Origin of the sequence: Flavobacterium macacae (assembly GCF_003865365.1) — a bacterium.
Classification (GTDB): domain Bacteria; phylum Bacteroidota; class Bacteroidia; order Flavobacteriales; family Flavobacteriaceae; genus Flavobacterium; species Flavobacterium macacae.
Genome location: NZ_RQVR01000002.1, coordinates 1 through 11,723 on the forward strand (window position 1 = coordinate 1; position 11,723 = coordinate 11,723).

Annotated in this window: 11 protein-coding genes; 1 reads left to right on the plus strand and 10 read right to left on the minus strand. The window is 49.4% G+C overall.

Going from position 1 to position 11,723, the window contains the following annotated elements; translation table 11 throughout:
* The 7 genes from EG849_RS01710 to recR form a co-directional block, all read right to left on the minus strand.
* A partial coding sequence (locus tag EG849_RS01710; RefSeq protein WP_125011368.1) for an NAD-dependent epimerase/dehydratase family protein occupies positions 1 to 579 on the minus strand: 579 nt, incomplete at its 3' end.
* An 857-nt stretch (positions 580 to 1,436) separates the two neighbouring features.
* Complete coding sequence (locus EG849_RS01715) at positions 1,437 to 2,330, minus strand: ABC transporter permease (RefSeq protein WP_125011369.1); 894 nt, start codon at positions 2,328 to 2,330, stop codon at positions 1,437 to 1,439.
* A 118-nt stretch (positions 2,331 to 2,448) separates the two neighbouring features.
* Positions 2,449 to 3,414, minus strand: a complete 966-nt coding sequence (locus tag EG849_RS16005; protein WP_317125181.1) for a polysaccharide biosynthesis tyrosine autokinase — start codon at positions 3,412 to 3,414, stop codon at positions 2,449 to 2,451.
* A gap of 12 nt (positions 3,415 to 3,426) precedes the next feature.
* Entirely contained in the window at positions 3,427 to 4,755 is a 1,329-nt protein-coding gene (locus EG849_RS16010) for a GumC domain-containing protein (protein WP_317125175.1), read from the minus strand.
* A 14-nt stretch (positions 4,756 to 4,769) separates the two neighbouring features.
* Entirely contained in the window at positions 4,770 to 4,964 is a 195-nt protein-coding gene (locus EG849_RS16015) for a hypothetical protein (RefSeq protein ID WP_317125176.1), read from the minus strand.
* Entirely contained in the window at positions 4,951 to 5,559 is a 609-nt protein-coding gene (locus EG849_RS01725) for a polysaccharide biosynthesis/export family protein (protein WP_317125177.1), read from the minus strand. Before EG849_RS01725 ends, EG849_RS16015 begins: the two co-directional genes overlap by 14 nt.
* Before the next feature lie 55 nt (positions 5,560 to 5,614).
* Positions 5,615 to 6,235, minus strand: coding sequence for a recombination mediator RecR (recR, locus tag EG849_RS01730; RefSeq protein ID WP_125011370.1), 621 nt, complete (start codon positions 6,233 to 6,235; stop codon positions 5,615 to 5,617).
* 199 nt (positions 6,236 to 6,434) lie between these two features.
* On the opposite strand from recR, the gene EG849_RS01735 reads away from it, so the two are divergent.
* Positions 6,435 to 6,872, plus strand: coding sequence for a hypothetical protein (locus EG849_RS01735; RefSeq protein ID WP_125011371.1), 438 nt, complete (start codon positions 6,435 to 6,437; stop codon positions 6,870 to 6,872).
* A gap of 173 nt (positions 6,873 to 7,045) precedes the next feature.
* On the opposite strand, the gene EG849_RS01740 is transcribed toward EG849_RS01735, so the two are convergent.
* Genes EG849_RS01740 through EG849_RS01750 form a run of 3 tightly spaced genes read right to left on the minus strand, consistent with a single transcriptional unit; the run spans position 7,046 to position 11,652 of the window.
* A complete protein-coding gene (locus EG849_RS01740; RefSeq protein WP_125011372.1) occupies positions 7,046 to 9,838 on the minus strand; it encodes a hypothetical protein in 2,793 nt (930 codons plus the stop codon).
* Between the two features lie 10 nt (positions 9,839 to 9,848).
* Positions 9,849 to 10,871 (minus strand): hypothetical protein, encoded by a 1,023-nt coding sequence (locus EG849_RS01745; protein ID WP_125011373.1) that lies wholly within the window; start codon positions 10,869 to 10,871, stop codon positions 9,849 to 9,851.
* Positions 10,864 to 11,652 (minus strand): fimbrial biogenesis chaperone, encoded by a 789-nt coding sequence (locus tag EG849_RS01750; protein ID WP_125011374.1) that lies wholly within the window; start codon positions 11,650 to 11,652, stop codon positions 10,864 to 10,866. The genes EG849_RS01745 and EG849_RS01750 overlap by 8 nt, the downstream gene beginning before the upstream one ends.
* Positions 11,653 to 11,723: the final 71 nt, after the last annotated feature.

The following is an 11,723-nucleotide window of genomic DNA, read 5'->3' on the forward strand; positions in this document are numbered from 1 at the left end:
TGCCGCATACGCACCATTTGGATCTTGTTTTCTTCCAAAAACATTAAAATAGCGCAAACCAATGGTTTCTAAACCATATGTTTTTCCAAAAATCGCTGCGTATAATTCATTGACATATTTGGTAATTGCATAAGGAGAAAGAGGTTTACCAATACGGTCTTCTACTTTTGGCAATGCCTCTGAGTCTCCATACGTGGAAGAACTTGCTGCATAGATAAAGCGTTTTATTTTTGCATCGCGAGAAGCGACAAGCATATTTAAAAATCCTGAAACATTGACTTCATTACTAGTAATGGGATCATTAATGGATCTTGGAACAGAACCCAATGCAGCGTGATGAAGTACAAAATCAACATGGGAAACTGCTTTTTCACAATCTGAGATCGAACGAATGTCTCCTTCGATGAGCTCAAAATTTTCATTATCTAAAAACGGAGCCAAATTATGATGATGACCCGTTGAAAAATTATCCAAACACCGAACTGCATATCCTTTAAAAAGAAAATACTCGCAAAGGTTAGATCCAATGAAACCTGCACCGCCTGTAATTAGGATTATTTCTTTTTTAAGTGTTTTCATACAACGCTGTTGGAATTAAATTTTGGCAAAAGTAATTATTTTAACAGTAGGTAAGTTACAAAATTTAAAACAAAAGCTACATCAATCACATAGCAATAAACATTTTGAGACAAAATTTAGTTTATATAAAGTAAACTGTATCAATAAAATTTTTCTCAATCTTATTAAAAACTATAAGTCCCTACTAAATAACTATAGAAAATAGTGCAGAATAAAGGAGCCCGAAAGAAGTAAAATCTCCACTAGCTAAAAAAGAGTATTTAAAAAATTCGAAAATACAGATAGACCAAATTTTAATATCCGAGAGCGCGGATTTGTACCCTAGGCGTCAGCCAAACTCACGAAGTAATCCGTGCTCGCAATATTTTTCAAACCCGATAGCGCAGATTTGCACACGAGGAGGCTAAATTAGGACGAGACACATTTACAATCAGAAAAATTAAACAAACGATGGAAGAACTATAACAGAATTTTTTATGACCAAAAAACAATTGTATAGCAAGTTTAGGATTAAAAATTATATTTGTATAGCTAAAGCAGGATTAATTTAATAACCTGTATAGTTATTTTAGGACGGGTCAATAGTTATTTTAGGACGGGTCACATCGCCAGATACTCCCTATCCTAGGCATGGATAGTGCATAGGGAGAGTATGAAAACAATTATGTAAAATAGAAAATAAAAATGTTTTAGTTACAGTATAGATTTTACCATTTCTTAAAGGTCGGCCTAATTTCTTTGCGTACAGTAAAAATTAAAAACAGAAGTATATTTTTTTTGCATTGATGAAAAATCCATCTTTGAAATTTTGTCTAAAAAGTAGTTTAAATCGGATTATACCAAAAGTGTCTCACAACTTAAACCGTATCAATAAAATTTTTCTCAGTCTTATTGAAAACTAAAAGTCCTACTAAAAAAATAACTATAGAAAATGTTGCAGAATAAATGAGCCCGAAAGCAGTAAATTCTCCGCTACCTAAAAAAGAGTATTTAAAAAATTCAAAAATACTAGTCAAAGGATTCAGATAGACCAAATTTTCATATCCATATGGCTTTAATTTACTAACTACTAAAGAAGTGGGATAAACTACCGGCGTCAAATACATATACAATTGCACGCCAAAACCAACCAAGAAAGAAAGATCTCTATATTTTGTGGTCATTGAAGAAATTATCATCCCAAAACCTAAGGAAAGCAAAGCCATCTGCAACAATAAAATGGGCAAGAAAACAATTTCCCAATTGGGAAGCGGTGCCTTACCTTTAAAAATAAAATAAGCCAGCATGCAAATAAAAAAGAGAAATTGTATTCCGAACTTCAGCAAATTGGAAATAGTAACCGACATCGGCACAATTACCCTTGGAAAATAAACCTTTCCAAAAACGTTTTGATTGGACTTAAAAGTATCAGAAGTAGATTTAAAACAATCTGCAAAATAAAACCAGAGCGTATTTCCTGCCAAAGCAAACAGAAAATAATGGATCCCGTCAGATTCGATCTGGGCAATCTTGTTAAAAATGACAAATTGCACCGCCGAGGTAAGGACCGGCTGGATCAGGAACCAGAGCGGGCCCAGGATGGTCTGCTTGTAATACGTCACGATATCCCGCTTCACAAAAAGAAAAAGCAGGTCGCGGTAGCGCCAGATTTCCTTAAAATTAAAAGCCAGAAGCTTGTTCTTCGGCGCGATTTCATACAGCCACGGCTCGTTTTCAAGTGCGGCTTCGGGCGGTGCTATTTTTTGAGCCATTTGCTTTTTATTTGGTTCAGGACGCCGGGTGCGCCCCCTTCTTCATGGTAGCCCTTACCGTAATCGCCATAACCGTAGCCGTAGCCGTAGCCAGAACGCGCATTGCTCTCAAAACCATTTAAAATGATGCTGATGTTGGAAAGCCCCCGCGCTTGTGCTTGTCGTTGACCAGGTGCAGCATGGCTTTTTTGGTAACGTGCTGGCGTACCACATAAAGGATGGCGTCGCAGAAAGGGGCAAGTTCCAGCGCATCGGAAACAAGCCCTACGGGCGGCGTGTCCAGGATGATATAATCATATTCTTTTTTCAGCTCCTCCAAAAGCTCGGACATCGATTCCCCCAAAAGAAGTTCCGACGGATTGGGAGGGATCGGCCCCGAAGTGATGACGTCAAGATACGGAATTTCGGTCCGCTGCGTGATGGCCGCAAGCGTTTTTTGCCCGATGAGGTAATGGACGACGCCCACCTCGTTTTGAAGGTTGAAATCAGCAAAGATCTTGGGCTTTCGAAGGTCAAGCCCCACGATGACCGTCTTTTTTTCGCTCAAGGCAAAAACCGTCGCGATATTGATCGAACAGAAGGTTTTCCCCTCCCCGCTCACGGAGGAAGTCAGCATCAGCGTTTTGGCGCCGGTGCGGTTTTGCTTTTTGTAAAGGAACTGCAGCGACGACCGGATAGCCCGGAAAGACTCCGCAAGCGCTGATTTCGGACGCTCGAAGACGGCAAGGTTCCCTGCTCCTTTTTTCTTCCCGATGACGCCCAGAAGCGGGATCTTGGTAAGCTGGGCAATATCATCGGCAGTATGCACGCTGTTGTCAAGAAAAACAATGACAAAGGCCACGGAAAGCGGAAAAAGCATCCCTAAAAACAAGGCCATGACATAATTGACGCTGGTCTTCGGCCCGATCAGCCCCCCGCCGGTATCTTTTGCCGGATCGATAAAATGGATATCGGAAAGGTTGGCTGCCTTGACGATATTGGCCTCATTCCGCTTCTCCATAAAAGTATTGAAGACGGTTTCGGTCAGGTCATGGGCGCGCGTGATTTTCAGGAGGTCCTGCTGTTCCTCGGGAAGCTTCCGGATGGTGCCTTCCGTTCACGCAATACGCGTGCTGACCAGCGAGAGGTCGTTTTCCATGACGGCCTTGGCCGATTCGATATTTTCAAGAAGCACTTTTTTGATGGCTTCCATTTCATTGTCAAAATCCTTGAAGAAGCGCGCATTTTTTACGGCATAGGCCTTTTCCGAACGCTGGACGGAAAGCGCAATCAGGCGGGAAACATTGCCCACCACATTGGGATCCTCGATTCCGGCTACGGCCGGAGCCGGGAGCTTTGAATAGTCGACGCTGTTGTTCAGATACGACTTGAGCGTAGTATAGTAGGATAGTTTTCGGCGGATGCCGTCGCGCTCAAGGTCGAGCTCCGACAGTTTTTCCGAAATCTTTTCGCCGCCTTCCTCAAGCTGCAGCACATTTTTTCCCTTTCTGAATTCTTTAAGCTGGCCTTCGGTTCCCTTGAGCACGCCTTCCATGGCAACAAGCGTGCTGTCGATAAAGGCGATGGTGTTGATCGCAAACTGGTTCTTGCTGTCGAGCTGGTTCTTGCGGAGCACGTCAACGGTCGCGTTCAGGTAGTCCACCATAACGGCTTTGTTGGTGCCCTGCATGCCCAGGCGGATGATGGATCCCGCTTTCAGGTCGGCTTCCACCTGGATTCCCTGGAACTGGGCCACCGTCCCGTTAAAATCATCAAAGCGCACGTAAAATTCCCGGCCCACGTAGCCGCTGGCATCGGGCTGCAGCTGCAGGTTCCAGTGGAGGTAAGGCAGGTCCAGCGGGGTGCCGATCGCAGCCCTTTTGACGGATTCTTGCGGCGAAACCGCAACGTGGCGCACCGACTGGTCCGCATAGGTCATGACCGCCGCCGAAGGCGAGGAAAAGGGCACGGACAGTTCGTATTCGGTGGGCGTGACGAATTTGATCTTGATCGGAAGGCCTAATAGCTGGCCTTTGTGCGGGTCGATGGAGACCCTGAAAGGCGATTCGCCATAAGCATCCTCCATCTGGTATTCGCCGTCCTTCAGGTATTTGATGTAATACTGGAGCTTGGCCACCACCGCTTCATTGTGCGACCGTGATTTTAAGGTGGTAATGACACTCTGTACCTTGTCGGAAGTGCCGCCCCAGTTGAAGACAAGGCTGGTATTGGAAGTAAAAAACGGATTGCTTTCTTCACGGATGGCTATCGTGCTCTCCATTCCGTAAATCTTTTGCTTCCGGATGTTCAGCTGGTAGGCGGCAAAAAGACAGAGGGCAAGGCTGAGCAGGAACCATTTCCAGTAGCTCAATATTTTTAGCAGAAAGCCTTTGAAATCGAAATTATTTTGGTTTTCAAAAAAAGAAAAGTCTTTTGGATCAAGCATAAATTAAGATCAGTTTATCTGGTTAACAGAACGATGGTAGTGGTTACTAACGAAATAAGCGTGATAATAGTGCCCAGCGAAGAAATTCCGGTGGTTCCGGTTCCCCAAGATTTTTGCTTCAGCGGCTTGATATAGATGTAGTCGTTGGGCTGCAGATAATAATAGGGAGAATTCATGGCGCTGATATCGGTCAGGTCAAGGGAGTGCATTTTCAGTCCCATGCGGAAACTGCCTGATTATCATGACATTTTTTCGGTCTCCGGTAATCGTTATATCGCCAGAATTGGCAATAGCCTCCATGACATTTGCCTTTTCCTGGAACAGGACTTTGCTTCCCGGCGAGCCGATTTCTCCATTCACGGTATAACGCAGGCCGCTCAGTTTCAAAGTGACAAAAATATTGGCTTCCTTATGGAAATAGTCGTCCAGCAGTTGCTTTTCAATCATAAGGCGGATCTCTTCCAGGGTAAAGCCCAGGACGTTCATCTCGCCCAAGACAGGCATTCGGATGTTTCCATGGTCGTCCACAGTATAGCCGCTGAAGTAAAGCGACTGCTCGGTCTCCCCCGCCGCACCGGTATCTCCGGCGTTAAACATCGCCACCAGCGAAGGATCAAGCGCCTTTAACTTGATGCTCAGGACGTCATTGATTTGGATGCGGTAGGGTTTTGCCACCACTGGATGTATGGCCGGAACGGCGCCTGAATTATTTTTATCTTGAAGATAGATCAGGTCTTGTGTCGGAACGCACGAAGTAAAAAAAATACCTGCCAGAAGCACGAAGATCAATAAGGCCTTATTCATGGATGGGATTTTAAGGGAACAAATATAGTTTTTCATTACAGCCGGGGCAAGTTTTCTACTTATTTTTCAGGGAATTCTCAAACGGAACGCGGTGCAGGATGCTGCGCCCCAGCGTAACCTCATCGGCATATTCCAGTTCATCGCCCACAGAGATGCCCCGGGCAATCGCGGAAGTAATGATGTCCGCATCCTGCAGCTGCCTGTAAATATAAAAATTGGTGGTATCGCCTTCCATCGTAGAACTCAGCGCAAAGATCAGTTCGCGGATGCCCCCCGACCGCACCTTTGAAACAAGGCTGGAAATGGTTAGCTGGCTGGGCCCGACGCCGTCGATAGGCGAAATCTTGCCCCCTAGGACATGGTAGGTCCCCCTAAATTGCCCCGTATTTTCAATAGCCATCACGTCCCGGATATCCTCTACCACGCAAATCAGGGCTTTGTCCCGTTTTTCATTGGAACAGATTTCGCAGAGGGCAGTATCAGAAATAGTGTGGCAGCTCTGGCAAAATTGGATGTCTTCGCGAAGCGACAAGAGTGCCTGCGATAAAAATCGGGTCCGCTCCTTGGGCTGTTTTAGCAAGTGGAGCACCAGTCGCAGGGCAGTCCGTTTTCCGATGCCGGGCAGTTGCGACATTTCGTACACGGCTTTTTCTAAAAGTTTTGAGCTGAATTCCATAGGCCGCAAAGATAAGTATTTAGTTTTTAGTATGTAAATTTCCTAGGCCGTTTTGGAGCTTTTAAAAGAGGCTGCGGCGCACCAGCTTGAACGCCGGGCAATAGGGGGAAACCGTGTAAACAATTGGAGAAATAGCATAACGGCCGGTTTCCAAAAAAAAGGGAACTTTATAAACAGCTAACCTAAAAATGTAAAAGTTATGAGTCCTAAAAACTTTCTAGCCGGCCTTGGCGGCGCCATCGTATTAAACCTGCTGCACGAATCGTTTAAAAAATCAAAGGTGGATGCGCCCAGGGTGGATCTTGTGGGGCAAGAAGCGCTGCAAAAGGTCGTGGGCTTTTTCGGAAGCCAAATGAACAGCAGGCAGACCATATACAATGCGACTCTGGCAGGCGATCTGATCAGCAATGCGGCCTATTACAGCATGATTGGAAACAGTCCGAACCAGCTGTTTGGCAAAGCCGTCTCCCTGGGACTTGTCGCCGGAATCGGTGCCGTTACGGTTCCGGAACAGATTGGACTGGATGCCAAGCCCGTCGCAAAAAACACGCAGGTAAAAGCAATGACGGTGGGCTACTACGTAATTGGGGCGCTCGCCACCGCAGCCATTTTAAAAATGCTTCAGGGCAGACAGTAGCAATTCCCCAAAAAAAAATCAGGCCGTTGCAGCGGCAATCGCGTTGGACGGATGTTGCAATGCATTGCTCAGGGAACAAAAACAGCAGGCAAAGCGCAGGCCGTTACGGCAGGCGCCGGGATGCCCGATACCGCCGCAACGCACGGATCGGGGCCTGCCCCGTCCCCGCAGGGCTAGTTCGTAAACTTTTTAGTGTTGATTTTCTTTTCTTTGACGCGGATGTGGAACGCGGGAACCACCAGAATCTGGCCCGACGCCACCTCGATGGCAGCGCTCTTGGTAGCACAGAACGTCTGGGCAGGCAGGGAGCGTTCATCGAGCACCAGCGTATAGGTACCGGTCGGCAGGAACGACGTGAATTTGCCGTCGTCATCGGTGTACAGTTTCTTCACCAGCTGGTTGTCTTTAAGGACCGCAAACGCAATCCCGGAAGCGCGCTGCTCAAAGACCAGGTCGGTCTTGGCATTATAATCAAAAACAACCGCGCCTTGGAGCGACCCGCTTTGGCGCAGCGGCACCAGCAGTAGATCAGTGTACTGGTCCACCACCACCGTCGCATCGTCATAATACCAGCCCTGCTGGGTCAGCTGCTGGAGCGCATAGCTTCCAAAAGGCACCCTCTTGTAATAGGCCGTGCCGTCCCTGTCGGTCTGCAGCACGATGGCGCCCAGCTTGATGTTAAAATCACTGGCAGCGGCCTCCCCCTCGTCAAAAACGCCATTCGTGTTGCGGTCGTAAAAGGCCAGGACTTGCAGCGTTCCTTTTTTATTGGGATTCAGAATCGTTTTGCCCAATTGTACGGTCAGCCCCACTTCCACCGTAAGGATTCTGTTGCGCACCGTGCCCGACGAATATTGGTACCAGGAGGTATTTAAAAATGAACTGATGCGGCGCCCGGTGTACTTCGAATTGACAAAGACCGATGGCGATTGGCCGTAGACCGCATCATCAATATAGGCAAGCCCCGTATTCACCACCACCTGGTCCTTCCAGAATTGGCTGTTGTAAAATAAGGAGGTATTGAGCTTGGTATACTTTCGATCCCCGCCCGGCAAGGTGGAAAAAGCATATTCAGACAGGTAATAGCCGCCACGCTGGTACACCGCGTTGAGGTTCACGTTCCGAAAGCTGTAATTCCCGTTGAACTTCAGCTGCAATTCAGGCCCGCGGTCCCACGAACGCGAGGCCAGGCCGGTTTCTGCCGCCAGCACCGCCGCCTGACGCGAAGCGGTACCCACCCACGAAACCTGCTCGATCAGCCGGTGCGCGCGCAGCTGCTGGAGCGTCGCATGGGGCGCCCCTCCGAAAAAAGAACCGTAGGTATTCGAACGCTCGCTCTGGAACTGATAGACCAGGCCCAGCGTAAAATCGTTGAGCTTAGGGAAGCGGTTCCCCAATTCCAAAAGCATAGTGCCCGACTTTTGGGTGTTGTCATACAGATGGAACTTGGGCGAAAAGTGGGACACGGTAGCGCTGGCACGCAGGCTGTTGCCACCGAACTCCGTCACCGCATGCTGCTGCAGTTGCAGGCTGCCCCGGCGGTTGCCGGGATAAAAATCAGAACTGAAGAAATAATTCCCGTTCAGGCGGACGTTTTTTATTTTGCCGGAATAGTTGGACTGCACGGCAAAAGAAGGCTGTACCGAGCCGTTCGAATCGTACTGGCTGAGACCGCCGTTGACACTGGCATTGAAATGCCAGTCCGGGTGGAACGCATACTGAAGCTCAGAACCAAGGGTCTGGTGTACTGCCTTTTCAAAAGGGTCGTGCCGGTAGACATAGGAGGCCGATAGGTTTTTCGAGCTGCTGTCATGGAACAGCGTGGCCTGGCCGTAAAAGCCATAGCCCTGCCGCAGCCAGCTGTCCTTCTCGGCCAGGTTGTAGTTCTGGTCCACAAAGCCGAACGTAATTTTTTTGGTGTCTTCAAACACGTGGCTGAACGACACGCCCCTTCCCGACAGCGGCATGTCGAGCTGCTTGTTGATGCTGCCTACAGTCAGCTGGTTGCGTGCCTGGGCAAACGTGATGCTGGTGTTGGTCACAAGCGGATTTTCCTGGCCGTCGATCAGGGCAATGTTGCCGCGCACAAAAAGGCTGCCTCCAGGCAGATTGGCGCCGCCCGCTCCAGAAAGCTGGAATACATTCGTATCGCTCCCAACAGACCGATAGCTGGTGGTCACGTAATTTTGCGTTTCGTCCGAAAACCGATTGTAGTCGGTCTGCTGGAAAAACTGAACGCTGGAGGTATTTTGCACGACAACGGTACTGCCCCCAAACAGCTCGTTCTCTGGATTTCTGAACCCGGAGATGCTGACCGAATACCGCGGCTGCGCGGCCAAAAGTTTGGAAGGAAGGAACGTGAAGGTAAAAACAGAATCTTTCCGGGCACCGATCGTGCCCAGCTGCGTTGCAAATGGGTGGGCAGTTGCCGGATCCGGAAACTTGCAGAGGATCGTGACGTCTTGGGCCACATTGCCCAAATTATCCACTTTTACGCTGACCGTTACCGGCCCATGGGCATCCGATCGGTAGATCGTGCCGGCCAGCGGGGCAATGACCAGATCCTTGTTGATCTCGATCGAATGGACCGTGCGGGCAGACGCAAGCAATTCGCCGGAGGCGCCGGTCAATTTGGCCACCAGCACGGAGGCGCCGGCCGCCGCATCAGTGCCCACCAGAAACTTCACGGGAAGGTAGCGGGTTTCCAGAGGCTGCAGTGCCACGGCAATGGCCGCCGCATTGATGTTTTGGAGGCCTTCGGGCACACTGAAGGTCAGCTGACCGGAAACGCTTTTGGATTCCAGGTTTTTAAGGACCACGACCAGTGTAACCAGCCTGGAATTTTTAGGGGAAAGGTCTTTTTCGATCGCGATCGAAATCCCGCGCGCGCCGTCTTGCGCCACAGCCTGGCCCGCCATAAAAAAAACAAGCAGGAAGGCGGCGGCTGTAAAAAAAGAACGGGGCATGGGTGGGATATTATTGGGGAGTAATCTCATAGAGCAAGGTAGCGGCATAGTGGTCTGGCTTTGCATTGACCAAGCGTTCGTCCTGCGCCAGGGTGTAGTATTTGACATCATAGCGGTAGGCGCCGCCATTGGTGTGGCTGCCGGTGGCCAGAATCTGGTTGGTCAGGCTCAGCGCTACAGGCGGCCCGCTGCTCTGCGAAGCCCCGGCCGCCGGCAAAAGGGCCAGGTGCACCGCGCCGATAGGAACAACGTTGCCGATGGCAGACCGCAGATCCCCCTGCGCCTTGACCTTGATCTGGAAGGCGGTGCTGCTGCGCGCTTCAAGGCCGTTGGGATAGGTTACGCTGACGCCGTTGCTGTAATCCTGCATGCTGTTGAATTCCAGCACCCCGTTAGACGCCCCCATAGTGACAGTCAGCGACAGCACCGCCGGTGCGGGAGCATCGGTAATGTTGCCGATCTGGAACCGGAAGGTATGGGTCATCCTGCCGATAACCGTATTGTACCGGTCGTAGGCCGTAAGCTCGATGGGCGCGTAAAAATCAGTCCACGCTGGAAAACTTCCCAGGTACGCCCCGCCGTTCAGCGTCATGGCGTACTTCAGCTGCAGGTTGTAATAGCCGTTGGGCTGCGCGGGTGCATTGTAAAGGGGCACATTGGATTGCGGGATTAAAAAAACGTCGGTGCTCTGCTGTAAAAACACGTTCAGGGGGGCGCCGATCTCAGAAATCGTAGGAATCGGATTGGGATGGGCCTGCCCGGTAGAGGAAATCGGCTGTACAGAAATTTTGTTCGCAGGAATCACATGCTGCCCGTTGGCACTGGTAATGGGCTGCAGCACCTTGGCCGCAATGCGCCAATGGGGCATGTTGATGGTGCCGTTTCCAGACAGCGTCATGGTGATCGCGTCAGCATTGGTGGTGCCGTTGTAGGAGTTGATTTGCATATAGCCGTTCGTCCAGGAGCCGAAAGACACCTGCGCATAGCCAAAAAAAGAACTGCAGGCCGCCGCCAGAAAGAATAGCCTATTCATACGTAAAGTTTAATTCTGCCATTTCCATAGTCGAGGCGTCGCCATAATCAATCAGGACCGAAGCGGTATAGTTTCCTTTCTCGAGTGTCTTCCCGAGCGGAATCGTCAGCTGCCGCGGGTTGCCCGGCAGGGTATAAAATACGAGGGTATCAACGTCTGTTTTCTTTCCCGTCTGGGTATTGAGGATTTCCGTGATCACCTTTCCGTCCACCCAAATTTTAGATTGGTTTTGAAATTTCAGGGTAAAGGCATGGGCAGCCTGGCTGAATTTCAAATCTTCAATCTCAATCTTTCGGCTGTCCGCCTCGGGTGCCTTGTGAAATACCTTGATGCCAGAACGGACGCTTACCTTTATATTGGTGCCTTTGCTGTCAACATCATCCACGGGGTTCATTTGGCTCACGTACAAGATAGCCGTGTGCGCCGCCAGGCTGTCTTGGGCCATGGGTGGCGTCAGCGTGACGTCCAGCTCTTTTCGCTGTCCCGGCTCCAGGGTAAAATAAGTGTCCTCGTTCTTGACAGAAAGCCAGCTCGCGCAGGAATGCTGCAGCGTGTTGGCGGGATACATCATATTTTCCCCTTTGAAATCATACTCCCAGTCCCCAAGGCTTACCGCCAGGTCCAGCGAATTTTTATCGCTCACATTGGTGATGGTTATTTTCTGGGTGCCGCTGCTTCCCGGACTGGAATCAAAATAAACACGGGGCGGGGATACTGAAATACCCGTTTGCGCCTGCACCTGGGCAAGGAACAGGCAAAATAATAAAGTAAGCTGTTTCATTTCATATCGAATTGGCAGCGCCGTGGCGCCGGAGTGATTTAGGGCACAAAGTTAGCGAAATAAAAAAGTGC

What these genes read in the sequence shown, in the direction of transcription:
- EG849_RS01740 (WP_125011372.1), bottom strand. Translation starts at nt 9,838, where the DNA reads ATGCCCCGTTCTTTTTTTACAGCCGCCGCCTTCCTGCTTGTTTTTTTT.
- EG849_RS01715 (WP_125011369.1), bottom strand. Translation starts at nt 2,330, where the DNA reads ATGGCTCAAAAAATAGCACCGCCCGAAGCCGCACTTGAAAACGAGCCG.
- EG849_RS01750 (WP_125011374.1), bottom strand. Translation starts at nt 11,652, where the DNA reads ATGAAACAGCTTACTTTATTATTTTGCCTGTTCCTTGCCCAGGTGCAG.
- recR (WP_125011370.1), bottom strand. Translation starts at nt 6,235, where the DNA reads ATGGAATTCAGCTCAAAACTTTTAGAAAAAGCCGTGTACGAAATGTCG.
- EG849_RS01725 (WP_317125177.1), bottom strand. Translation starts at nt 5,559, where the DNA reads ATGAATAAGGCCTTATTGATCTTCGTGCTTCTGGCAGGTATTTTTTTT.
- EG849_RS01745 (WP_125011373.1), bottom strand. Translation starts at nt 10,871, where the DNA reads ATGAATAGGCTATTCTTTCTGGCGGCGGCCTGCAGTTCTTTTTTTGGC.
- EG849_RS16010 (WP_317125175.1), bottom strand. Translation starts at nt 4,755, where the DNA reads ATGCTTGATCCAAAAGACTTTTCTTTTTTTGAAAACCAAAATAATTTC.
- EG849_RS16015 (WP_317125176.1), bottom strand. Translation starts at nt 4,964, where the DNA reads ATGCACTCCCTTGACCTGACCGATATCAGCGCCATGAATTCTCCCTAT.
- EG849_RS01735 (WP_125011371.1), top strand. Translation starts at nt 6,435, where the DNA reads ATGAGTCCTAAAAACTTTCTAGCCGGCCTTGGCGGCGCCATCGTATTA.